22 protein-coding genes are annotated in these 23242 nt (G+C 48.1%); 17 read left to right on the top strand and 5 right to left on the bottom strand.

The genetic code is table 11. The features are described 5' to 3' along the window. The first annotated feature begins 98 nt into the window (after positions 1-98). The 4 genes from HP399_RS24705 (at position 99) to HP399_RS24690 (ending at position 3856) form a co-directional block, all read left to right on the top strand. Complete coding sequence (locus tag HP399_RS24705) at positions 99-1211, top strand: RNA-guided endonuclease InsQ/TnpB family protein (RefSeq protein ID WP_173620105.1); 1113 nt, start codon at positions 99-101, stop codon at positions 1209-1211. 163 nt (positions 1212-1374) lie between these two features. Continuing rightward, positions 1375-2415, top strand: a complete 1041-nt coding sequence (gene cobT / locus HP399_RS24700; protein ID WP_173620159.1) for a nicotinate-nucleotide--dimethylbenzimidazole phosphoribosyltransferase — start codon at positions 1375-1377, stop codon at positions 2413-2415. Next, the gene (gene cobA, locus HP399_RS24695; RefSeq protein WP_173620104.1) at positions 2412-3197 is read left to right on the top strand and encodes a uroporphyrinogen-III C-methyltransferase; all 786 of its coding nucleotides are present in this window, start codon (positions 2412-2414) and stop codon (positions 3195-3197) included. The genes cobT and cobA overlap by 4 nt, the downstream gene beginning before the upstream one ends. A gap of 23 nt (positions 3198-3220) precedes the next feature. Then, a complete protein-coding gene (locus HP399_RS24690; RefSeq protein WP_173620103.1) occupies positions 3221-3856 on the top strand; it encodes a precorrin-2 dehydrogenase/sirohydrochlorin ferrochelatase family protein in 636 nt (211 codons plus the stop codon). A gap of 53 nt (positions 3857-3909) precedes the next feature. Here the strand turns inward: HP399_RS24690 and HP399_RS24685 are convergent, their stop codons facing one another. Beyond that, positions 3910-4689 (bottom strand): GNAT family N-acetyltransferase, encoded by a 780-nt coding sequence (locus tag HP399_RS24685; protein WP_173620102.1) that lies wholly within the window; start codon positions 4687-4689, stop codon positions 3910-3912. 90 nt (positions 4690-4779) lie between these two features. Between HP399_RS24685 and HP399_RS24680 the strand changes: the two genes are divergently transcribed. Both HP399_RS24680 and HP399_RS24675 read left to right on the top strand, forming a co-directional pair. Then, positions 4780-5475: a hypothetical protein gene (locus tag HP399_RS24680; RefSeq protein ID WP_173620101.1), complete on the top strand. Its 696-nt coding sequence runs from the start codon at positions 4780-4782 to the stop codon at positions 5473-5475. Continuing rightward, positions 5459-6007, top strand: coding sequence for a peroxiredoxin family protein (locus HP399_RS24675; protein ID WP_173620100.1), 549 nt, complete (start codon positions 5459-5461; stop codon positions 6005-6007). Before HP399_RS24680 ends, HP399_RS24675 begins: the two co-directional genes overlap by 17 nt. A gap of 48 nt (positions 6008-6055) precedes the next feature. Here HP399_RS24675 and HP399_RS24670 read toward each other — a convergent pair whose 3' ends face one another. Next, positions 6056-7288, bottom strand: a complete 1233-nt coding sequence (locus HP399_RS24670; protein WP_173620099.1) for a cation:proton antiporter — start codon at positions 7286-7288, stop codon at positions 6056-6058. A 2-nt stretch (positions 7289-7290) separates the two neighbouring features. After that, positions 7291-7788 carry a cation:proton antiporter regulatory subunit gene (locus HP399_RS24665; protein WP_173620098.1) on the bottom strand — a complete coding sequence of 166 codons (498 nt, stop codon included), beginning with the start codon at positions 7786-7788 and terminating at the stop codon, positions 7291-7293. 326 nt (positions 7789-8114) lie between these two features. On the opposite strand from HP399_RS24665, the gene HP399_RS24660 reads away from it, so the two are divergent. After that, the gene (locus HP399_RS24660) at positions 8115-8369 is read left to right on the top strand and encodes a hypothetical protein (protein ID WP_173620097.1); all 255 of its coding nucleotides are present in this window, start codon (positions 8115-8117) and stop codon (positions 8367-8369) included. 48 nt (positions 8370-8417) lie between these two features. Here HP399_RS24660 and HP399_RS24655 read toward each other — a convergent pair whose 3' ends face one another. Next, on the bottom strand, positions 8418-9710 hold the full coding sequence (locus HP399_RS24655; protein ID WP_173620096.1) for a dicarboxylate/amino acid:cation symporter: 1293 nt from the start codon (positions 9708-9710) through the stop codon (positions 8418-8420). Between the two features lie 248 nt (positions 9711-9958). On the opposite strand from HP399_RS24655, the gene HP399_RS24650 reads away from it, so the two are divergent. From HP399_RS24650 to HP399_RS24640, 3 genes are all read left to right on the top strand, one after another. Then, positions 9959-10708, top strand: a complete 750-nt coding sequence (locus tag HP399_RS24650) for a stalk domain-containing protein (RefSeq protein ID WP_173620095.1) — start codon at positions 9959-9961, stop codon at positions 10706-10708. A gap of 211 nt (positions 10709-10919) precedes the next feature. After that, the gene (locus HP399_RS24645; RefSeq protein ID WP_173620094.1) at positions 10920-11609 is read left to right on the top strand and encodes a response regulator transcription factor; all 690 of its coding nucleotides are present in this window, start codon (positions 10920-10922) and stop codon (positions 11607-11609) included. After that, the gene (locus HP399_RS24640; protein ID WP_173620093.1) at positions 11575-13029 is read left to right on the top strand and encodes a HAMP domain-containing sensor histidine kinase; all 1455 of its coding nucleotides are present in this window, start codon (positions 11575-11577) and stop codon (positions 13027-13029) included. The genes HP399_RS24645 and HP399_RS24640 overlap by 35 nt, the downstream gene beginning before the upstream one ends. A 5-nt stretch (positions 13030-13034) precedes the next feature. Here the strand turns inward: HP399_RS24640 and HP399_RS24635 are convergent, their stop codons facing one another. Then, positions 13035-14084 carry a DctP family TRAP transporter solute-binding subunit gene (locus HP399_RS24635; protein ID WP_173620092.1) on the bottom strand — a complete coding sequence of 350 codons (1050 nt, stop codon included), beginning with the start codon at positions 14082-14084 and terminating at the stop codon, positions 13035-13037. 98 nt (positions 14085-14182) lie between these two features. Here HP399_RS24635 and HP399_RS24630 point away from each other — a divergent pair, with 98 nt between their 5' ends. From HP399_RS24630 to HP399_RS24600, 7 genes are all read left to right on the top strand, one after another. Next, on the top strand, positions 14183-15754 hold the full coding sequence (locus HP399_RS24630; protein WP_173620158.1) for an ATP-binding protein: 1572 nt from the start codon (positions 14183-14185) through the stop codon (positions 15752-15754). After that, positions 15741-16502, top strand: a complete 762-nt coding sequence (locus HP399_RS24625; RefSeq protein ID WP_173620091.1) for a response regulator — start codon at positions 15741-15743, stop codon at positions 16500-16502. Before HP399_RS24630 ends, HP399_RS24625 begins: the two co-directional genes overlap by 14 nt. Continuing rightward, positions 16489-17856: a sigma-54 interaction domain-containing protein gene (locus HP399_RS24620; RefSeq protein ID WP_173620090.1), complete on the top strand. Its 1368-nt coding sequence runs from the start codon at positions 16489-16491 to the stop codon at positions 17854-17856. Before HP399_RS24625 ends, HP399_RS24620 begins: the two co-directional genes overlap by 14 nt. Positions 17857-17905: 49 nt before the next feature. Beyond that, entirely contained in the window at positions 17906-18835 is a 930-nt protein-coding gene (locus HP399_RS24615; protein ID WP_173620089.1) for a S66 peptidase family protein, read from the top strand. 210 nt (positions 18836-19045) lie between these two features. Then, entirely contained in the window at positions 19046-19417 is a 372-nt protein-coding gene (locus HP399_RS24610) for a DUF4280 domain-containing protein (RefSeq protein ID WP_007726007.1), read from the top strand. 37 nt (positions 19418-19454) lie between these two features. Beyond that, positions 19455-22565: a late control protein gene (locus HP399_RS24605; RefSeq protein WP_228088343.1), complete on the top strand. Its 3111-nt coding sequence runs from the start codon at positions 19455-19457 to the stop codon at positions 22563-22565. Positions 22566-22567: 2 nt separating this feature from the next. Continuing rightward, entirely contained in the window at positions 22568-23065 is a 498-nt protein-coding gene (locus HP399_RS24600; protein ID WP_173620088.1) for a hypothetical protein, read from the top strand. Positions 23066-23242 lie beyond the last annotated feature (177 nt).

Below are 23242 nucleotides of genomic sequence, written 5' to 3'. Positions count from 1 at the left end.
CAGGTTTCTACCTTTCTTACAATCTTGCTGGCTGATGTTCATGGTCCAAGGATCAAGAGCGAATAAATCTAAGAAAATGACAAAGGAGCTGGCTGAGGGTGATACTGGCGAAGAAAATTAGGCTAAAGCCAACCCCTGAGCAAGAACAACAACTTTGGAGATCGGCAGGAACTGCTCGTTGGGTTTACAACTGGACACTAGCAAGACAAGAAGTAAACTATCATAACGGTGGCGCGTTTTTGTTAGACGGAGGTTTAAGAAAAGAACTTACACAACTCAAACAGTCAGAAGAATATGTTTGGTTATATGACGTCTCCAACAATATCACCAAACAGGCTGTCAAAGACGCATGTGATGCATATAAGAGATTCTTCAAAGGACTGGCAGATCAGCCGAGATTCAAGAGACGTAGGCACTCTAATCCATCGTTTTACAACGACCCTGTGAAGTTAAAAGCAAAGTCTGGTCTCGTTCTCATCGAGAAGGTCGGGTGGGTATCTACATCGGAGCAAGTTCCCATGGATGTGAAATATAACAATCCACGCATCTCCTTTGACGGGAAATATTGGTATCTATCTGTTGGTTTTGAACATGAGATAAAAAAGCCAGAACGAACAGGTCAAGCTCTTGGAATTGACGTAGGTATCAAAGAACTTGCTGTCTGCTCGAATGGAATGGTATTCAAAAACATCAATAAAACGAGAGAAGTAAAGAAAGCTGAGAAGCATTTGCGTCGGTTACAGCGTAGAGTTTCTCGTCAATATGAATCGAACAAGGAGGGAAACCGTTTCGTCAAAACATGTAACATTGTGAAAGTCGAGAAATCGGTTCGTTTGCTTTATCGAAGACTAACGAATATCCGTACAAACCATATCCATCAGGCTACTAATGCTATCGTGAAAACCAAGCCTAGCAAAGTAGTGATGGAGAACTTGAATATCAGAGGTATGATGAGGAATCACTATTTATCAAAAGCTCTCGCACAACAGAAGTTGTATGCGTTCAAAAGACAGTTACAATACAAGTGCGAGAAATACGGTATTGGCTTCCTGGAAGCTGAGCAATGGTATCCATCATCTAAAACCTGCTCTGATTGCGGAGAAATCAAGAGGGACTTGAAACTATCCGATCGGGTATTTAAGTGTGGTTGCGGTCTAGAACTAGATAGAGACCTCAATGCTTCTATCAATCTAGCGAAATTAGCAAACTAACTTTGATAAGTTATGGCTAATGTGTAGGATTCGTTGTATCCGAATTTACGCCTGTGGAGTGTTACAAAATGTAAGTAGCTACGGCAAAAGCAGACACGAAGAAGCAGGAAGCAAACAAAAGATGCATAGACTTTTATTATCTTTTGGCAACGGTGCAAATATAATGTCAGTCATTTATCCGGCGATTGAGCCACGAAATCAGGAAGCAAGTGAGCAAACGAGACAGCATGTGGATCAGTTGACCAAGCCGCTTGGCAGCCTTGGTCGCTTGGAGCAATTGGCTATTGAGCTGGCAGGGATGACAGGTGAGACGATGCCTGTTGTGACACCGCCGGGCGTGCTTGTTTTTGCGGCCGATCACGGTGTGGCACGGGAAGGTGTCTCTGCCTATCCGCAGGAAGTGACAGCGCAAATGGTGCTGAATATGGTTCATGGCGGAGCGGGAGTCAACGTCTTCGCCAGACAAATCGGAGCCATCCAAAAAATCGTAGATGTCGGTGTAGCGGTCGAGGTCGAAGCTCCGGGCGTTTACAGCAAGCGAATCAGAGCAGGCTCGGGCAATATGCTGAAAGAAGCAGCGATGACCGCAGACGAAGCGCAGCGCTCCATTGCAGTTGGCCTCGAGATGGCAGAAGCGATTATCGGGGAAGGTGCAAAAGTCCTGATCGTCGGTGAAGTAGGGATTGGCAACACGACAGCCAGTAGTGCGATTCTGTCAGCCTTAACTGGAGCTGATCCTGAGCAAATCGTCGGACGAGGAACAGGGCTGGATGACGCAGGCTGGCAGCGTAAAAAGGCAGTTGTTCGTGACGTGCTTGCGCTGCATCGCCCGGATGCAACCAATCCGTTGGACGTTTTGGCAAAAGTCGGCGGACTGGAAATCGGAGCAATGGCAGGGGCGATCATGGGAGCAGCTTCTCGCCGCGTCCCTGTGCTGCTGGACGGCTTTATCGCTACGGTAGCGGCTTTGCTTGCTGTTCGAATGGAGCCACTCGTTGCTGATTACTTGATCGCGGGTCACCGTTCTGAGGAGCCGGGGCATGATTTTGTCCTGCAAGCATTAGGCAAGGAGCCATTGCTCAGCCTGAAATTGCGACTGGGCGAAGGAAGCGGAGCAACATTGGCGTTTCCAATCGTGGAAGCAGCGACACGGATGGTTCGTGAGATGGCGACATTTGCATCAGCAGGAGTAAGTGACCGATGAGCGGCGCGGGTAAAGTCTATCTCGTAGGAGCCGGCCCTGGCGATCCAAAGCTGATTACCGTAAAAGGAATGGAATGCCTGCAAAAGGCAGAGGTGGTTGTGTATGATCGTCTGGCAAATCCAGCTCTGCTGGAGTACGCGCCACAGACGGCGGAACGCATCTACTGCGGCAAGCTGCCAGATCATCACACGATGAGACAGGAATCCATTAACGAGCTGTTAGCGGATAAAGCGCTGGAAGGAAAAGTCGTCGTTCGGCTAAAAGGTGGCGATCCCTGTGTATTTGGCCGTGCGGGAGAAGAAGCGCAGCATTTGGCTGAGCGAGGAATTGCCTTCGAAATTGTCCCGGGAGTAACAGCTGGGATTGCAGCCTCGGCGTACGCGGGTATTCCGGTGACACACCGCGATCACGGCTCGTCATTTGCTGTCGTGACGGGACATTTGCGCGAAGACAAGCCGGAGTTAGCTGTAGAAAAATGGCGTGCTCTCGCGAATGGCATCGACACCGTTGCCTTTTACATGGGAGTAGCCAATCTGCCGTTGATCCGCACCCAATTAATCAAGCATGGACGCGATCCGCATACGCCAGTAGCCGTCATCTCTTGGGGAACACTCCCACAGCAAGCGGTGGTAACGGGTACTTTGGCTGATATTGAGGAACGTTTGGCTGAAAACAGTCACATCACGAATCCAGCTATCATTCTGGTCGGTGATGTGGTTAAGATGCGTGAGAAAATCAACTGGTTTGAAGCTACGCTTGGAATCGAGCAAGTGCAACAATAGGAAGCTGAGGGGAGGGAACGCTGGTGACGCACTATGCCATGATGGTCAATCTACAAAACAAGCGTTGCTTGGTGGTCGGTGGCGGGCAGGTAGCCGAGCGGAAAATCGGTAGTCTGCTTGCTGCTGGTGCGGATGTCACCGTTGTGAGTCCCTCCTGTACGGCAATCATCCTTGAATGGGCACACGCTAAGAAGCTGATGGTAGCACTGCGCCCCTTTATCCCGCAGGACGTAGAGGAGGCAGTGCTCATCATCGCGGCGACGAGTGATCCCGCCGTCAATCTGACTGTATACGAAGCGTGCCGTCCGCATCAATGGATCAATATCGTTGATCGCCCCGATCTCTGTTCTTTTACCGTTCCATCCGTCGTTGCACGTGGAGACTTGCAGATTGCTATCTCTACGGGTGGGAACAACCCGGGTCTGGCGAAGAAAATGCGCCGCCAGCTCGAAGAATGGGTGGGACCGGAATACGAGGACTACACGCTTTTTCTCGGCAGCATGAGAAGACAAGTACTCGCGCTGGCGGTGAGCGAAGCGGACAAACGGGCAATCTTGGCAGAGCTTTTGGACGACCGATTTTTACAGTGGACCAAAAGTGGCGAAACCGACCGAAGGGATCGGGAGGCAGAAGCGCTGCTTAACATCACAAAAGAGTAGATCAACGCAAAAATAGGATGGCTCTCACTAAGCTACTTGGTGGGAGCTTTTTTCTAGCTCTTTAGCCAGATCATTTCCAAATGCCTTTGGACCTCTTGAAAGCCGAGCTTGCTGTACATTTCCTGTGGAGTATCATCTGCATAGGTCGTCAAGTACATATGGGTGGCACCGAGTTTTTTGGCGTCCTGCATCATGACCCGAATGATTTCCGTGCCGAATCCTCTACGCTGCCAGGCATCCAGTATAAAAAATTCCTCCATACGAACGAGCTCCTTGTAAAGATGCCATTCACATGCACCGACTGGCTCCTGATCGACAAAGCACACATACGGAATGATCTCACCTCTTTCATAAATTTCTCTTTTCCGGTTCGCTTTACGTACAGCAAAATCAGGATTGATCATGACGGAATCACTAGCGGTAAGACAGCGTATGCCTGCTTCCATGACGTCAGTTGAATCCCCTCGTAAAACGGAGCAGTGTGGATTCGGCGCTAGTTTATCGGCAACATCCAGCGGAGCAAGCATGTACAGCATCGTATTTACTTCAAACCCAAGCTGGGTCGCAAAAGACACTACCTCTTCTGAATAAGGTAGCGACGGGTGCAGCTCCAGCTTCAAGTGGCCAAGCTGTTGCTCTTTGGCATGTCGAAGCTCTTGCTCGATGTAAGCTTGCACCCAGTCTTGAGTGGGAACTGACATAATTTCTATATAATTATGGCTATACATGTCCGGGACCGATTCATCGCGATATACACGCACTTGTGGATGCTCCGTTCGCGTAGAAAAAGCAAGGGCATAGCGCTCCTGCAAAGTAAAAATATTCGTGAGCATTCCTTTATTCCCCATTTCCTGATATGGTGATAGTTGTTTGGATACTTGTCTTCCCTAGAGTAAGACATTTTCCTAAAGGAGGAAACGAAAATGTCGGACGCTTTTCAAATGGGCCCTTTTTTGTTGAAAATGAGCATGCTGGCGGTCATTGTTTCGCTTTCGCTCGGTTATGTGGCCATTTCCGCTCAGCTTAAAAATAACAGAGAAATGAAATCAGCCGTTATTGAGCTGTTGAGCAATGCGCTGGTGCTGGCATTTCTCATTTGGAAATTCAGCTACGTCCTGTTTTATTTTTCGAAAGCGGTGGAGAATCCCTCATCCATTCTTTATTTTTCTGGAGGAGAAAACGGAGCCATGCTGGCAGTCGTGGCAGTTGTCGTCTACCTCACCAAGACGGTACGCAAAAAAGCGATTCCTGTTCATTTCGTCGTCTTGGGAATGGCGACAGGATCTCTTGCTGCAATAGGCGTTTATCAGCTGCTCACGGTCGTGTTAGAACAGAGCAGCATGTGGTATCACGTACAGCAGGTCGCCATATGTGTCTTCTTTCTTTGGTGGCTGCATCGGGCAAAGGAAGGACTCATTCATCTAGTGGCTTGGCTTGCACCCGTGATGTGGTTTGCCATTAGCCAAGTCTATGTGCACTTTTTTGTTCCGAATCGAGAAGCTATGTTTGCAGGACTTTCCGGCGATCAGCTCATGTACTATGCATTCGCTCTCTTGCTGCTCTTTTTGTCCAGACGAGTGAAGCCGATAGGGGGAACGACCGATGAAGAAGCATCATAATGTTTGGGCGATCGTCGTACTCTTGGGGCTTTTGGGATGGGGCATTTTTGATACGGAATTCTTGAACAAGCAGGAGCCCATCGCTTCAGGCAACGGGCAGATTGGCATTGAAAAAGGGAATACCGCTCCGGATTTTGAACTCCAGCAGATAGGTGGCGGTACGGTCAAGCTGTCCGATTTACGGGGGAAAAAAGTCATTCTCAATCTGTGGGCGACGTGGTGTCCTCCTTGCCGCGCAGAAATGCCGGACATGCAGCGTTACTACGAAGAGAACAAGGAAAAAGGCGTCGTTATTCTCGGTGTTAATTTGACCGATACGGAGACGAGCCCGGAAGCGGTGGCGGATTTTGTGAAGTTGTATGGCATTACCTTCCCGATCTTGCTCGATCCCGATAAAGAAGTGGCGAATGTGTACAAAGCCATTTCGATTCCGACCAGCTACATCATTGATTCGAACGGCGTGGTCCAGAATAAATACATCGGCCCGATGAGTGAAGAAATCATGGAGAACATGTTGTCTGCGATCAAATAGAAAAACCGACAGCAGGCATATCTGCTGTCGGTAGTGATGTCTCTCCTATTATCCAGCGTCTGCTTTGTTTTCTGGTTCTTTGTGTGGTGTCTTTCGATCCAGACGAAACACAGCATTGAGCAACTTGTAAATATGCTTGGATTCCTTGGTCAACAATGGACCTAAAATGGCGAGAATCAAAACGTAAAGAGCCGCAAATGGTTGCAGAATTTCCATGAGTGCGCCCGCTTTTCCGAGATTAGCCATGATAATGGAGAACTCACCGCGAGATACGATGGTCAGTCCAATATTGGTAGAAGCCTTGGGAGACAGTCCAGCGCTTCGGCCAGCCAAAAGTCCGGCCACGACGTTACCGAAGAGGGTAATGGCGACTGCAGCGATGGACAACCATACGGCTCCACCCAACTCCAACGGATCAATCGTCAAGCCGAAGCTGAAGAAGAACATGGCTCCGAAGAAGTCACGAAACGGCAGGATGAGGTGCTCGATGCGCTTCATGTGTTGTGTTTCTGCCAAGACGAGACCTACGAGCAATGCTCCGATGGCTTCGGCAACATGGATCGTTTCGGAAAAACCCGCAATCAGAAACAGAGCGGCAAACACCGTAATCATAAACACTTCGTTTGATTTGATGTTCAATGCCCGATTCAGGAAAGGTACGAGCTTGCGGCCTACGATAATGAGGAGAAGCATGTAGCCGAGTGCAATCAATGCGGATGAGAGTACGCCAGCAAGAGAGGTTGCACCGCTTAACACCAAGCCGGACACGATCGAAATATAGACGGCCAAGAATATGTCTTCGAACATGATGATCCCCAAGATCATCTCTGTTTCGCGATTTGCTGTACGTTTGAGATCCACCAGTACTTTTGCCACAATGGCGCTGGAGGAAATAGTGGTAATACCGGCGATAATCAATACCTCTTTGAGAGGGAAGCCAGCGGCCCAACCAAATACGAGGCCGAGGGTAAAGTTAATCACGATGTAGATCGTACCGCCTACGGCAATGGATCGACCAGCCTTGATCAAACGGCCTACCGAAAATTCCAGTCCGAGGTAAAACAACAGGAAGAGTACGCCAAGTCTGCCCATAAATTCGATGAGCGGGGCGCTTTCAATAAAGCGGAGATCAAACAAACCGATGTCGGGAGCGTGTGGACCCACGATCATCCCGACAAGAATGTAGAAGGGTACAATGGAGAATTTTAACTTCATAGAGAGGAACCCCGCAATTGCTATGAGTGCGAGGGCGAGACCGACTTCAAAAACGATGTGCTCCAATATCACTCACCTCCGTTGCTGAGATTAGTCTTGAGAGCCTTCACCTGCTTCCGTTCACCTGCAACGACCAACGTAGATCCTGTACAAAGGACATACTCGGGGCCGGGATTAATCGTTTGTTTATGGTCTTTTTCGATAACAGCGATGATGGTAGCGCCTGTTTCTTGACGAATGTTGAGTTCCCCAATAGTCTTGCCAATGGCAGGAGCGTTCGATTCAATCTTGTACCATTCGATCATGAGTTTGTCTAACGCAACCTCGACTGTTTCCAGTGCAGACGGTTTGTACGTCAAGCCGCCTACGATGGCAGCAATTTGTCTCGCCTCATCATCGTCAAGGGTAACCATGGAGATCGTTTCGTCCATATCATCACGGTCAAAGTGATACATTTCCCTGCGGCCGTCATCGTGAATGACGATAACCAGCTTGTCGCCACTTCTGGTTTCGACCTGGTACTTCCTACCGATTCCTGGTAAATCGGATTCTCTAATAGAGAACATGTAAGATCCTCCTTCGCGCAAAACACTGTATTGGCATAGATAGCGGCTCTTTTTTTCAGTGAGCAACAAGTCGTCAATAATTATTTGGAATTATATCCATTCCGGTGATATTTTAGTAATAATCCCCCCTGTTGTGCGGATTATTGTCGACATTCATACCTACATCAACTATTATACACGAAATGACGTCATTTTTCTTCAAAATGAAACGTTTTTATTAAAAAATGACACACTTATAAACGAACAGGAATATTAACCTTCCTCTAAAACGCGGTCGCTCCACCATGAGTGGGCTTCGATAGAGGTTATTTTAAGGATGATGAAACATGGCGAATAAACAGTATCGATTAACTGAAGCTGAATGGATCTTTATTCAAGACATGCGGTCCATGGATATGGATGAGCTATTGGACATCGTGATCGCATTGCGCAATGAGGTAAGGGAGCTGGAGAAAAAGGCGGAGCTGATCAGAGAGCGCGAGAAAGAGGGCTGGCAGGAGGAGTATCAGGCAGCACAGAAGCGAATTAATCACCTGCGCCAATTTGAGCAGGAGCTTCGTAAGACATGGCCAAATGATTAAAGCAAAAAGAGGTTCTCTCTCAATAGGAGAACCTCTTTTTTATAGGGACTAGGCCATGATCGGTTTTGCTTCTGAATCGTTGTCCGACTCGATGGCGGTTTCATCTGCTTGCTGGACGCGTCCCGGATGGAACTCATTTTCATGCTTGGCTATGACCACGGTAGCTACGCCATTTCCGATCAAATTCGTGATGGCACGAGCTTCTGACATGAATCGATCAACACCGAGCAAGAGGGCAATGCCTTCGACCGGAATGATAGGGAAGGCTGCCAAGGTAGCGGCGAGTGTAATGAAACCAGAACCTGTGACACCGGCAGCCCCTTTTGACGTAATCATCAGGATTCCTAAAAGGGTGACCTGTTCCCAGAAGCTGAGCTCGATGCCATATGCCTGGGCGATAAAAATGGCAGCCATAGATAAATAGATCGAGGTACCATCCAGGTTAAACGAGTAGCCCGTCGGTACGACCAGACCGACAACGGATTTGGAGCAACCGTACTTCTCCAACCGATCCATCATTCTCGGAAGAGCGGACTCTGAGGAGGATGTACCGAGCACGAGCAGGATTTCCTCCCGAATGTATTTGATAAACGAGAAGATGTTGAATTTGTAGTAGCGCGCGATCCCACCCAGTATGAGAATAATGAACAAAAACATCGTGATGTAGACAGCCGTCATCAAAAGCCCCAGTCTGGTCAGCGAACCGATGCCGAATTTGCCAATCGTGTACGCCATTGCACCAAATGCAGCTATTGGAGAAACCTTCATGATCATGTTGACGACACCAAAAAATCCGTGTGCCAGCTTATCAAACAGCTTGATGACAGGCTGGGACGCTTGCCCCATGGCAGCGAGTGAGAGACCAAACAGGACAGCGAAGAACAGAATGGGCAACAACTCGCCATTTGCCATAGCACCGACGACATTTTCCGGGATGATCGCCGTAATAAAATCAATAAAACCGTTGTTACTCTGGGCAGCAGCCTCTGTGTATTTGGAGACGTCCCCGCTGGTCAGGCCCGATTTGTCAAAGCCTACCCCAGGCTTGATCAGGTTGACCACGAGCAGTCCGATCGCCAATGCGATTGTAGTAACGATTTCAAAATAGAGCAGCGCTTTGCCGCCGATCTTACCGACCTTTTTCATGTCTCCCATACTGGCGATTCCATGCACTACGGTGAAGAAGACAATCGGTGGAATGACCATTTTGATCAGTTTGACAAAAATATCGGCCAACACCTTCAGCTCTGCGCCAAATTTGGGTGCAAAATGACCAACTAGGATACCGAGAATGATGGCAATAACGACCTGTACGGTCAGATTTTTAAAGTTGATCCGCATGAAATTCGTTCCTCCTCCAGGTTTTGAAAACGCTTTATTCCTCTCTTTCGCATTGTATAAATTGTGTGAAAAATTGAAAATGATACGGTCATATTGGTTGTTTTGGTCCTTTTGGTCATAGAAATCCCCTCAAATTGGAAAGGAAAAAATCAATTGTTGACATACTCTCGACACGAACGATAGGTAAAGTAAGAGATGTACATAGTGACACGAAAGAAATAGACAACCGGGAGAATGGAGGATTTTCTATGTTCAAGAAGCAATATCTGGCGATTGCCTCAGCGTTGATTCTGACTACCACACTTATTCCGACGAGCTCTCAAGCAGCTACTGGAACGAAGAATCTGCAAGCTAAGTACAACAACATTAAAGTTATCTATAACGGTGCAACTGTTCCAACTACAATCGAACCATTCATCGTAAACGGAACCACGTACATTCCACTTCGCATGATGGCTGGTGTATTTAACAAGGATGTAGCATGGGATGGCGCGAAGTACACCGTTACGGTAAAAGACATGCCTAACTCCCAGCACGCAAACGAGTTGGCTGCACGTGACGCTCAAATCAGAAGCCTGCAAAACACCATCGATAGCCTGAACAAAGAGATCTCTGATTTGAAAAACGGCAAGAAAAACAATAATAATAACAACAACGATGATGATATTCAGGATGCCTTGGATGATCTGGAAGATGATCTGAATTCTGATTACGATGACTACAAAGACCTCAAATGGAGTATCTCCCTGAAGGGCGATGAGGATGATATCGACGTAGAAATCGAGATCAATCTGGATAAATACCAAGATGAATTCGATGATCTGGATGACGATGGCGATGTAGAGGCTCTCGTTGAAGATATTATCAAAGATATCTGGGACAACAAGGATTTCGAAGATGCCGACATTACAGGTGAAGTCATCGACAGCGACAATGACGATACCATTTATGAGTTCGAAGGCGATGCTAGCGACGAAGACATCAACTTTGACGTGTAAAATGATCTAAAGTGGGGACATTTCTCACAAAAAAAGCCTTGCTCCTTTTCACAGGATGCAAGGCTTTTTTCCTATTTTCCAAAAACATCAAAGCCAAATTTTAATACGAGGATGTAAACTGATAGAATAGAGGTACGTAGACTATTAGAGAGACCATGCGACAATTCTCGAATAGGAATGATCATATGTCTGTAAATCAGGTAGGGAAGTTATGAAAAGCATTTTGTTGGTAGAAGATGAACTGGTGATATCGCGCGTGCTGAAGGCTTATTTGCAAAAGGCCGGGTATGAGGTCTGGCAAGCGAACGACGGAATCGAGGCCATGCAGCTTTTTGATGAGAAAAAGCCGGATCTGGTTCTGTTGGATGTCATGCTCCCTGAACGCAACGGCTGGGAGATCCTCCAGTACATTCGCGAAAAGAGCTCCTGTCCGGTGATTATCATGACAGCGCTCGGTCAGACAGACCAAAAGCTCAAAGGACTCAATCAAGGGGCAGATGACTACATAACGAAGCCTTTTGTCGCGGATGAAGTAGTTGCACGAGTCAATGCGGTGCTGCGCCGCTCTGTTATTTTGGTGAAAGATCAGGAAACCCGACTATTTGGAAGCTTAAAAATAAACTTTCAGTCCCACCACGTGACGTTGCACGGTCTCGAACTGACGTTTCACCCGCGTGATTTGTCCTTGCTGCTTTTTCTGGCACAAAATCCGAATCAGACCTTTACCCGTGAGCAATTGATCGAACAAGTATGGGGAATGGACTATGGTGGAAGTGACCGTGCTGTAGACCTGGCGATCAAGCGGGTCAGAAAGACACTGGAGAATTGGCCAGTTCAGGAAGGCGAGATCAAGACGCAAAGAGGGGTTGGGTATCAATTCTGTGTTTATAAAAAACAATGAGCCCGTATCGCTGCTGCGCTATTGGACCACACGCTATCTATTCACCCTCGTGATCGGATTGCTCATTATTGGGGCTGTCTCTGCCTATTGGATCAAGTACGCTGCGATTGAAAAGCAGATCGAGGTCACACGACTGTTTGCAGAGGAAGTGGCTGATCGAGTCGTCGATGATGTTGGAAATATTTTGGTGGGGGAAAAACTTCATCAGGTATTGGATAATCGGCGCAAGTTTATGGGTGTGGATCGCAACCTGATTTTGTTCATTGAGGATGTAAAAGGAGAGGTCGTTTACAGTCGGCCAACCAAGCTCCCGCCTCCTTTGCAGCAGGCAGCTCCTCAGTTGTTGGAGCAGGCGGATACGTGGGATAAAGTGAGGCATCCGTCAGGTGAGACCCTGTATGTAATCAGAAAAAATTTGGAATACAATGATCGAATAATAGGCAAGGTAATCTTGCTTTTCCCAGAAACAGATATCAAGGTAGGTAAAGAAGAAATCCAATATTTGGTCATCATGCTGGGCAGTTTGGGTGTGCTTGGCTGGGCCGTTATTTATTTTCATGCGCGGAAGCTGTCTGAACCGATTCAAAATGTGGTGATGTCCGCACGACAGATCGTAGAAGGAAACTACGACGTCTTGATCAATAAAACGATCAAGGAAAAAGAAATTCACGAGCTGGTGCATACGTTTGCGGAAATGGCCGACCGTCTTCGGCAGTTGGAAAGCATGCGCACAGAGCTTTTGGCTGGAGTGACACACGAGCTGAAAACCCCCGTTACGTCGATTAGCGGATTAATCCAGGCGATTAACGACGAGGTGGTTTCCGGTGAGGAACAGAAGGAGTTTTTGGAAATCTGCCTGAAGGAAACGAAGCGCTTGCAAAAAATGGTAGAGGATTTGCTAGACTTCAATTCATTTGCCGTAGGAGCGATCACCGTTTGTCAGGAAGAGCAAAACGTGAACAAGCTGATCCGCGAGATCGCCTCACAATGGCAGATTGTCCACGACCTCGGTCACGTGACGTTTACCGTTTGGGTTCTGGAAAAGCAGGCGATGATCTATGTCGATCCGGGTCGTGTGCAGCAAATCTTGATTAACCTTTTGAACAACGCGAAACAGGCTGTCGGTGAGAAGGGGAGCATAGCGCTCACTCTATACGAAACGGACACCGATTTACGAATCGACGTCAAAGACGATGGGCCAGGAATACCCGCAAAGGAACAGCCTCTTGTGTTCGAGCGTTTCTTTCGGGGAAGCAATAAAAAAGACAAAGTACGTGGACTCGGTTTGGGGTTGTCCTATTCTCGCATGATGGCGAAGGCTCTTGGCGGAGATCTCCTCCTCGCAAAAAGCACGTCAGAGGGATCTGTATTTACGCTGATTTTGCCCATGCGCAAGGAGCAGAAAGAGGAGATTGCTTGAGAGCTTCACCGGCGTTGGTGGAGCTCTCTGATTTTCTGCATCAAGGGTTCTCCGATACTCGGAGCGAATTGATCGTAGACTGGTTGTAATGCTTCGATCCAGGCGGCACGTTCTTCGGCAGTCTGTATGTGGATGTGCATTCCCCCATTTTCTTGGAGCAAGCGCAGCTGTTTGTCATTCATCGAAACAGCCAATTGATTATTGTAAGCTGTCGCTTCCTGCATCGCTTCCGATATGGCCTGCTGAATATCGGCGGGGAGGTTGTTCCAAAACGTTTTATTAATCACGACGGTGTAGCCTAGATAGCTGTGATTGCTGATCGTCATGTGCTTTTGTACTTGATAGAGCCGTTTTGTGTACACATTGGAGATCGTATTTTCTTCGCCGTCTACTTTTCCAGCAGCCAGCATGCTGTATAATTCATTGAAGGAAGAGCCTACAGGGATTGCCTGGAGCGTGCGAAACTGAGCTTCGATCACGTTGCCTGGAATGATGCGCAAGCGTTGTCCGACAAAATCGGAAGGCATGATCAACGGGCGGTTGGCTGTGACTTGCTTAAAGCCGCTTGCCCAAAAGGCGAGTCCTTTCATGTCGGAATCTTCAAGCTTATCGAATAGTATTTGACCGATTTCCCCATTGAATACGGTTTCGACATCCTCCTGGGATCGAAACAGATAAGGCAGATCAAGCACAGCCCACTCGGGAATGGTGTTAGACAGATAGGAGAATGCAGGTGCGATCATCTGGATCTCGCCGTTTTGCAAAGCAGTCATCTCGGTTTTCTCGGTATGAAGGATACTGTTGGGAAAGACTTGTACCTCGACACGTCCGTTTGTCTTTTCCTTCACTAGCTGGGAAAAGCGTTCGATAGTCAGACCCTTCGGCGTGTTTTCCGCGATCACGTGGCTGAACTTGATAATAATTTGATTGGACAGCCCTACCTGTTCTTCGTCGTATCCTCTGGTTTCCATCAGGAAATCTGGCCCGAAGCCTATAATGACAGCGCTCACAAGTCCGAGTATGACAATGAATGTACTGGTTACCAACGATTTCATTTTCTAACACCTGCTTATGTTGAATGAATTTGAGTTGCAAACCCAATGGAAAGGAAAGAACGAACCTGTTTGAACGCTTAACAATCAAATGGAAGATTATGCTGCTCTCCGTCGGAATCGTTCTTTTTTCCTTGATCATCGGAAACTTGATCATGGCCGGAGGGATTATTCGGATTACGGAGACCCAACTGGGACAACGGCTGATGACCACAGCGCGCACGGTTGCGACGATTCCCAATGTACAAAAAAGCATTCAGGAACCAGATGGGTGGAAGGTGATCCAACAGACAGCAAACAACCTGCGCGTCGTCAACGATGTGACGTATATTGTCGTGCTGAATAAGGAGCGTGTTCGTTATTCAGACCCATTAGATGAGCGAATCGGTACGGTATTTATGGACCCCGCGGTTGATGAGGCCTATGCCGAGCACTCCTATTTTCAAAAAGTCAAAGGAGAGATGGGAACGGCTCTGCGGGCCTACGTGCCGATCATGGATGACCAGCATCAGCAAGTGGGTGTTGTCTTGGTCGGACGTGTCATGCCTGATGTCTGGGGGATCTTGTACACCGAGCGAAACAATATCGCGCTGACCTTTTTCTTCTCCTTATTGTTCGGGGTGTGGGGCTCTTATCAGTTGGCCCGTCACATGAAAAAGCAGATGCTCGACCTGGAGCCGGACGAAATCGCACGAATCCTGGTAGAGAGAACCGCAACCTTCCATGCCATGCATGAGGGGGTCATCGCCATCGACAATCGGGAGCGAATCACGATTTTTAACGACCGGGCGAAGCAAATTTTTGGCATCGAAGGAGAGGTGCTGGGCAAGCACATTCGGTCTGTCCTGCACGACACAAGATTACCAGAAGTGCTGGAGCTTCGCCAGAATTTTACCAACACAGAAATTCACGTCGGCAATACGCTGCTATGGTCGAACCGATTTCTGATCAAGGTTGAGGAAAAGGTCGTCGGCGCGATTGCGATTTTTCAGGACAGAACAGAAGTGGCGAGAATGGCGGAGGAGCTGACGGGCGTAAAAGAATTCGTCGGTGCGCTGCGGGTACAAAATCACGAGCACATGAATCATTTGCATACCATCGCAGGCTTGCTCCAGCTCCATCAGCATGAAAAGGCACTCGCGTATTTGTTCGAGGTCAACGAGCAGCAGGAGGAGCTCACTTCCTTTTTAACAACGCGAATCATGGATGAGAATTTATCTGGGCTCTTGATTGGCAAAGTAAGTCGCGGAAGAGAGCTGGGCATCCGTGTTGTCATTGATCGCAGGAGTCATTTGGAATGCTTTCCGCCGTACATGGATCATCATAATTTCGTGCTTATTTTGGGCAATCTGATCGAGAATGCCTTTGATTCACTGGAGCGCATCGAACGCGAGGATAAGGAGATCATGATCAGTATCGAGCAGGACGAAGAGATTTGCTCCATCCTGGTGGAGGACAATGGAAGCGGCATGGACGAAGAGACGCGCCGACACATGCTGGAACGGGGATTTTCTACGAAAGAACGAGCGCACCGTGGACTTGGTCTGCATCTGGTGCATCAGTTGGTCAATAAAGGGGGAGGCGAGCTGGTTTGCCATTCGGCACGCGGAGAAGGGGCCAGCTTTCTCATAACGTTTCCGATGGGGGAGGTGGACAGTCATGGAGAAGGATAACGATAACATTCGCGTACTGATTATGGAAGACGATCCGATGGTACAGGAAATCAACAAGCAGTTCATTGAGCGCGTCCCGGGCTTTGTCGTCGTAGGAATTGCAGCCAATGGGGCAGATGGACTCAAGCTAGTGAATGAACTCACTCCTGACTTGGTGATCATTGATATTTTCATGCCAATCCAGGACGGGGTGAAGGCGCTGATAGAGTTACGTGCCGCCAAACATGCGGTTGACGTCATCGTCGTAACAGCTGCAAAGGACAAAACTACGATCCAATCGATGCTGCGCAATGGGGCGATGGACTATATTATCAAGCCGTTTCAATTCGAACGGATCAAGCAGTCGTTGGAAAACTATCGGGAGTTTCGCCGGCGGATTGATTGGGAGGGCACCGCATCCCAGGATGAGGTTGACCAGCTGTTATTCCGCAAAAGTCCAGAAAAAGAACTAGCCGATGCCACTACAGGCAGGGCAGTGCTGCCGAAGGGACTGCACGCTGTCACCATGGAGCAAATCATGCGACAGATCGAGAAAGAGAGTCAGCCACTATCGGCAGATGACGTGGCCGAACGCGTAGGGATTGCGAGAGTGACGGCCAGACGCTATTTAGACTATCTGGAGAAGAGCGGGAGTGTCAGAATGGACGTCAGCTATGGTGGGGTAGGCAGACCAACGAATCGCTATGTACGTGTCACTCCACAAGTGGCGGGGGGCACCGGAGGTAGAGAACGCCATGATCGATTATGAAGCGTTAATAGGCTCGCTGTTTGATATCGTGCACGTAACAGACGCAGAAGGCAGAACCTTGTATGGCTCGGGAAGATATGAGGAATTTTTCGGAATCGATCCCAGGGAGATGGTGGGCAAGCCAATCGAGGAGTTTTATCACCTCGGTTATTTTGCGCCAACGATCACGAGGCGGGTCATTCGTGACAAGAAAAAGATACACACGATTCAAACCACTCGCAAAAATCGCAAGCTTTTTGTGGAAGGCACACCGATTTGGGATCAGGACGGGAATTTTAGCGGAGTGATCCATACGTTCATTGATATCACTAGCCAGGAGCAACTCCAGCAGGAATTACATGAAGTCAAGTACGTCGGCACGGTCTTGCAGAGTGAAATGACCAAGGAGAACAACAGACAAAAAGGTGAGACGAGCTTGATCTACCGCAGTCAGTCCATGGAGCAGGTCGCCATGATGGCCAAAAAACTGTCGCAGGTAGAATCATCCATGATCCTGTTAGGAGAATCAGGTGTCGGAAAAGGCGTGCTGGCAAAATACATCCACGAGTGCAGTCCGCGGGTAGACAAGCCATTCGTGCACATCAACTGCGGAGCCATCCCCGAGACATTGCTGGAGTCAGAGTTGTTTGGCTATGAAAAGGGTGCTTTTACAGGAGCATTCAAAGATGGTAAGGCAGGTTTGATTGAAAAGGCAAACGGAGGAACGCTGTTTTTGGACGAGATCGGGGAGATGTCACTCTCCTTGCAAGTGAAGCTGTTGAATGTGTTGCAAGAAAAAACGATTACGCCCGTAGGTAGCTCTGTTTCGCGAAAAGTAGATGTAAAGCTAATCACGGCAACGAATAAAAACCTGCGACAAATGGTCAAGGATGGCAAGTTTCGCGAGGATTTGTACTATCGTATTCACGTCGTCCCGTTGGAAATTCCACCGCTGCGCGAACGGCAGGAAGAGATACCTGTGCTCGTTCATTACTTTCTCAATGTCTTTTCGCAAAAGTACTGTTTGGAAAGACAGCTCGCAGATACCTGCTATCGCATCCTCAGTGAATACGATTGGCCTGGCAATGTCCGGGAGTTGGAAAATGTGGTGGAACGGCTCGTCGTCACGTCTCACGATGTCCTCATTACGCCCGCGCAAATTCCTCGTTATATTCATAACCAAGAGTACAGTGAGCACAAAGGGATCAAGGTAGATCGTGTGATGGCGATGCAAGAAGCAATGGACGAGGTGGAGCGCCAGCTCGTGCACCGGGCGTATGAGCAGCATAAGACGACGACAAAGGTAGCGGAAGCGCTCGGAATCAGCCAGCCTTCTGCAAGTCGCAAGCTGCGAAAATGGCTATGCACCATGTGACACAGATGTACGATAATGGGGAGAGAACCCGGAGGAGGAGACTGGACAGATGAACAAAGGGAAAGCATTGCGAGCGGGAGATACAATCGGAGTAGTGGCAACCTCTAGTCCTGCTACAGAAGAAGTGCTGAACAAAGCAATGGCAGAGCTGCAAGGTTTGGGATACAAGGTGAAAATATCGGATACGTGCCGAGAATCGTACGGTGGGTATTTGGCGGGAACTCCTGAGCACCGGGCGGCTGAGCTGAATGCCATGTTCGTCGACGAGGAAGTGGACGGAATCATGTGCATGCGGGGCGGATACGGTTCCCCGCAAATTCTGTCCTTGCTCGATTATGACCTCATCGCCCAAAACCCGAAGCTGTTTATCGGCTACAGCGACATTACGGCGCTGCATACCGTTTTCGGACAGCGAGCGAATCTGGCTACCCTTCACGGACCGATGGCAACCTCAGACATCGCACATGGACTGGATGACTGGTCCAAACAATATTTGCTGCGCGCCATGACTCGCCCCGAGCCATTGGGAGCGATCATTAATCCACCTGGGGAAGAAATCGTCTGTCTCGTCGAAGGTCAGGCAGCTGGTCCCGTAGTCGGCGGGAATCTCGCCCTCGTCTCCGCGTTGATGGGGACGCCTTACCAGCTCGATACGAGAGGCAAGCTGTTGTTCCTGGAGGATATCGACGAAGAGCCATACCGGATTGACCGCATGCTGACACAGCTTGCTCAAGGCGGCTTGTTTGATGATTGTGCGGGCGTCGTCATCGGGACATGGACCGATTGTGAGCCGAAAAAGCGCGAAGGCTTCTCTGTCTGGGATGTGTTTCAAAATATCGTCGTACCGTACGGAAAGCCGACCATCTGGAACATTCAGATTGGGCATGGCGCGTGCAACATCGCTCTCCCTCTGGGCGTAGAGGCCAGTCTCGATGGGACAAACGGTGAACTGGTGATCGAAGAGAGTGTAACCATTTAACAAGAATGCTTTTTCATTCAAGAAGGCTTCCCCAACCATTGCAGAGTTGGTGGAGGCCTTTTTGGGTTATTTAGAAAAATAAGGAAACGGGACGTTTGACCCATAAATTACTTTCCAGTTTATCCCGATTATTAGATGGAATGTAAAAATAAGACGAATTATGGAAGTTGCTTGCAGAGGATTTTTTTGGAAAGGGGGATAGGTCTAAAGATGCTAGCGTTACTTCAAGCACTTGCAATGGGGTTGTTTAGCCCCGAGTACTCATATGTCGTGCGGGGAGCGACCCTCAAGTGCAGCAAGGGAACCGACCCCGGCATATTGAATTTGCCCTTGTGCCATGGCGTTTATAGCCTAGACAAGCCTGTCATGAATGTTGCCGATCACGTCCCCGGAGTGAATATCGGATGCTTTGGATTTTGCACAGCGGCAGGAGGAGGACTGTGTGTGCCACAGACGACCTCGAAATGGACAGATGGAAAGCACGATGTGCTCATCGACAACGAGCATGCCTTACTGAGCAAGTCGCAGCTAGTCTGCAATCTGTCAGGCATCATCACGATTGAAAAAGACGGTCAGGATTGACGCTTCCCGCGCTTGCTAGAGAAGGAGGGGAGAGAACATGCAGCGTACAAGCGGCGTCATGACCTACCAGGATATAAAATTCGTTTGGCCATATGGACCGATCCGGCTAGATCAGCTGGAGTTCGTCCATCAGACAGGCACGCATGCCAAGCTCACAATCACAGGAATTGTCCCGGAAGACAAAGAGGACGAGATCATCAATCGAGCCGGCACCCACGATCCCATCGAGCTGTACAAGGTGGAAGGCGGGCAAAAACAGCCGATTTTCATGGGGCGGCTGGATCATGTGGAGATCAAGGTCGTACGTGACATTCACTACGTCACGATAAAAGCCGTGTCTCATACATATGCGCTGGACATGAGCGTAAAAATACGTTCGTTTCAAGAAGTGAATCGGTTGTACCGGGATGTCGTAGACGAAATCATGTCCGTCTATCACGGTGGAGATGTCATCGATCAAGCCTTCGACGAACGTCAGCAGGGTAACTTCATCATGCAGTACGAGGAGACAGACTGGACTTTTTTAAAACGAATCGCGTCCCATGTCGGAGCCGTCCTCGTACCGGATTTGAGTGCGCATAAGGTACGCTTGTGGATCGGCATGCCCGAGGGACGCAAGCAAATCAAGCTGGAAGAAGAATCGCCATACGAGGTCAACCGGGCCATCGCACCGTACATGAAAAAAGCCGCAAACGGCTCCTCGTCCGTCAGCGAGTACCAGTACACGACGTACACCTTCGATTACGACGACCTGCTGCAAATCGGGGATGAGGTGCAGCGGGAAGGGCAAACGTTTGTCATTACAAAAGTGAGTGGAAAGCTGGAGCAGGGACTCCTGAGGTGGAGCTACGTCTGCGCCGTGCCTGAAGCCGTCAAGCAATCGAAGCTGTACAACAAGGCCATCATCGGTGCGGCGATCGACGGAAAAGTGATTCAAATTGGTCGCAATCAGGTCAAGCTCCATCTAAACATGGACAAAAAGCAAGAGCCAAGCAAGGCCCAGTGGTTCCCGTATGCGGCGGAAGGCAACCAAATCTTGTACCTCATGCCCGAGCTCGGTTCGAAGGTAAAGCTGTACTTCCCGAGCGCCGATGAAGACGACGGTATGGTCATGAACTCCGTGCGTCATGCGCCCAAAGGAGCGGCCGCCGAGAAGCAAGATCGGCAAATGCAGGACCCCGGTGTGAAGACGTTCGGGAATCCGCAGGGGAAAGAGTTCTCGCTTGGGGATAAAGAGCTGACGATGACTGCTCAGGAAGGGATGCTCTACATCTCGATGAACAAGGATGTAGGCGTCAGTCTGAACAGTACCTCGAATGTGAATATCAGTGCGAGTGGTGCGCTGAGTCTGAGTGGGGCGGCTGTATATTTGTCCGGGACTGAGAGCTTGAACGTGAAAACGGCGTCGGATACGATAGAACTATTGGAGGAAAACAAATCCAGTAGTGAGGAAATTAAGCTGGATGCGACCGTTCGTCAGGCGTTTCCGATGATATTAAGTGCGTTTGAACAGGATTTGAAGGAAAACGGTCAGGCTGCCATCATGGCCCGCAGAGCCTTCAACAACCAGGTTGCTGAGGTAAAAGGGAAGTTAGATGCCTTTGGAGATACATTGGCGGGGTTGTGGAATACCGCAGTAGATGCCGGGGACATGCTGCTGACAGGACTTGCGGGAGAAGAGAATACGCAAGATATATATGAATTTGTAAGCGGCGAAGAAGTAGGCACACTGAGAGAACGCAATGGCATCGTGAAAGGCATCGAGCAAGGCGTAAACAACACGCTCAATTATGTGGGAGATACGTTTACGGGCAAGAAGGCACCGGAAGAAATCCTTTCAGATTTAGGGAAGCTGGGAGAAGGGCTTTACGACGAGTATCTCGATCCATTTGCGAAGGACGCCCAATACGATCAAGATAACTTGATTAAAGGCGGTCTGTGGACCAGATCGGAAGACGAGAGCTATGCGAAGGGCCAGAATGAGTTCAAGAAAGACATGGTGGTAGCTGAGGTAGCGGTAACCGTTCTTAGTGCCGGAACAGGTACAGCCGTCATGAGGACGGTGAAAACTGCCGATAAGCTGAATGGGCCGGATGGCAAGAAAAAGTCTGGTGATCAAGAGGGAAATGGGAAAGGTGTCCTTTTGCCTAATTCCAGTATCGACGACGCAATGAGCGCCATGCTTAAGGATGGAAAGCTAAAGACGCATGGTAAGAGTTTTGCAGAGTCGATGATTAAATTAAAAGATAAAATTGAAGAGTTCCTCAAGCAGATGGGTAAGTTGTTTGATGGAAGAGTTGTTGTCTTCAGAAACGCTGCTACGGGTCAACTTCATGTTTATTGGGTTCGGAATAATGATTTGCCTGATAATGGAGGCGGCGGTGGGGGAAATCATCGTCGTAGAAAAGAGGAGGAAGAGCGAGAAAGGGAAGAGAGGGAAAGACAAGAGCGTGAAAGACAAGAGCGTGAAAGGAAGGAACGTGAAGAAAAAGAGAAAGAAGAAAGAGAAAGAAAGGAAAAAGAAGAAAGGGAACGAGAGATAGAGGATACTGAGGGGACGGTTAAAGGTCCGGTTAAAATTGAAAAGATTGATTGGAGTAAATATAACCGTGTAGATAATTATAAACCGACCTTTGAAACTATATTTGATGAAGCAAATTACAGGCTTGCATCAAAGCACTATGATGAGATTAGAAGTGTGGGTATGGAAGATATTGAACAGGTTGCAAAAAATACTGGTTTATCAGTAGAAGAAATAAGCGCAGTGAAGCAACACATCTTTTTTGATTCACATAAAATACCATTGAATGATAAAAGCTATAGAGTAGGGCAATTTACTCCAGATGCTGATTTTGGTTACGCATGGAAGCAAGCACAAAAAGAGAAAGAATTAACACAATCACAAAAAGAGTGGTTACAACAAATGATTAAACATGAGCTTACGGAAATTAAACTTATGAAGCAAGGATATCCATATAAAAATCCTGGTGCATTCAATCCTGACTCGAATTCCTTTGGTTCTAAACCTCCAGGAGCACACGACGCAGCTGATCCTCAACCTAAAGGTGAGTTTGATGGGGCGTTTAGCTATAATCTTAAAGAACAAGGTAAGATAGAAAAACAACTAGAAAAAGAAAAAGGAGAATGAATGTGGGATATTTAAATCAGGCGATTAAACGTATTTCCGTAATAGATTGGGGCAGTCTTGGAGAAAAGGAAACCATGTCACAAAGTTATTTGTGTCGAGAGTACTTAAGAAGAGCAACCAAATTTTTAAGAGATTATCCAGGTACTTGTGTACCTCCTTTTATTATGATTTCAAATTCGATCACTGAGCCACAAGAAAACATTGAGATGATTGAAATACTGAATGAAATAAATAATTCTTACCATAGAGCTCTCGTTACGAGTTATCTTGAATTATGCGCTCTTATTGATGAAAAAAATCCAATTGCTATGGATAACAAGGATTTGTTTGAGCCAGCAATAAAGCTATATGAAAGAGGTGGCTTTTTCTATAGAAGGGAAGGATATATATATATAAATGGTAGTTCTATTATAATTGCAGATGTTGCTTGGGATGAACAGGAACCACTAGATATTAGTGATGAAACCTTGGCTGCGCTAGATAATGGTTGTGCCGAGTAAACTATTGTTACATTTTTCAATATTGATTGAACTACTTAGTGACGATTAAAACAATCATTCAACCTGTAACCCATGCAAAAATATAGACTGGGTTTACAATGTGGCAACAAGATCGTACAATACAACAAACCAAACACTAAACAATTCAAACACTTGATAAACTTTCAAAGCTCTTTC

This window comes from Brevibacillus sp. DP1.3A (assembly GCF_013284245.2).
Classification (GTDB): Bacteria; Bacillota; Bacilli; order Brevibacillales; family Brevibacillaceae; genus Brevibacillus.
The sequence above is the reverse complement of the archived record's forward strand: the minus strand, read 5'-3'. Positions and strand labels throughout refer to the sequence as shown.

Excerpts from the sequence above, each read along its gene's own strand:
- cobT (WP_173620159.1), top strand. The coding sequence starts at position 1,375 with ATGTCAGTCATTTATCCGGCGATTGAGCCACGAAATCAGGAAGCAAGT.
- cobA (WP_173620104.1), top strand. The coding sequence starts at position 2,412 with ATGAGCGGCGCGGGTAAAGTCTATCTCGTAGGAGCCGGCCCTGGCGAT.
- HP399_RS24685 (WP_173620102.1), bottom strand. The coding sequence starts at position 4,689 with ATGCTCACGAATATTTTTACTTTGCAGGAGCGCTATGCCCTTGCTTTT.
- HP399_RS24680 (WP_173620101.1), top strand. The coding sequence starts at position 4,780 with ATGTCGGACGCTTTTCAAATGGGCCCTTTTTTGTTGAAAATGAGCATG.
- HP399_RS24675 (WP_173620100.1), top strand. The coding sequence starts at position 5,459 with ATGAAGAAGCATCATAATGTTTGGGCGATCGTCGTACTCTTGGGGCTT.
- HP399_RS24665 (WP_173620098.1), bottom strand. The coding sequence starts at position 7,788 with ATGTTCTCTATTAGAGAATCCGATTTACCAGGAATCGGTAGGAAGTAC.
- HP399_RS24660 (WP_173620097.1), top strand. The coding sequence starts at position 8,115 with ATGGCGAATAAACAGTATCGATTAACTGAAGCTGAATGGATCTTTATT.
- HP399_RS24655 (WP_173620096.1), bottom strand. The coding sequence starts at position 9,710 with ATGCGGATCAACTTTAAAAATCTGACCGTACAGGTCGTTATTGCCATC.
- HP399_RS24650 (WP_173620095.1), top strand. The coding sequence starts at position 9,959 with ATGTTCAAGAAGCAATATCTGGCGATTGCCTCAGCGTTGATTCTGACT.
- HP399_RS24645 (WP_173620094.1), top strand. The coding sequence starts at position 10,920 with ATGAAAAGCATTTTGTTGGTAGAAGATGAACTGGTGATATCGCGCGTG.
- HP399_RS24635 (WP_173620092.1), bottom strand. The coding sequence starts at position 14,084 with ATGAAATCGTTGGTAACCAGTACATTCATTGTCATACTCGGACTTGTG.
- HP399_RS24630 (WP_173620158.1), top strand. The coding sequence starts at position 14,183 with ATGCTGCTCTCCGTCGGAATCGTTCTTTTTTCCTTGATCATCGGAAAC.
- HP399_RS24625 (WP_173620091.1), top strand. The coding sequence starts at position 15,741 with ATGGAGAAGGATAACGATAACATTCGCGTACTGATTATGGAAGACGAT.
- HP399_RS24620 (WP_173620090.1), top strand. The coding sequence starts at position 16,489 with ATGATCGATTATGAAGCGTTAATAGGCTCGCTGTTTGATATCGTGCAC.
- HP399_RS24615 (WP_173620089.1), top strand. The coding sequence starts at position 17,906 with ATGAACAAAGGGAAAGCATTGCGAGCGGGAGATACAATCGGAGTAGTG.
- HP399_RS24610 (WP_007726007.1), top strand. The coding sequence starts at position 19,046 with ATGCTAGCGTTACTTCAAGCACTTGCAATGGGGTTGTTTAGCCCCGAG.
- HP399_RS24605 (WP_228088343.1), top strand. The coding sequence starts at position 19,455 with ATGCAGCGTACAAGCGGCGTCATGACCTACCAGGATATAAAATTCGTT.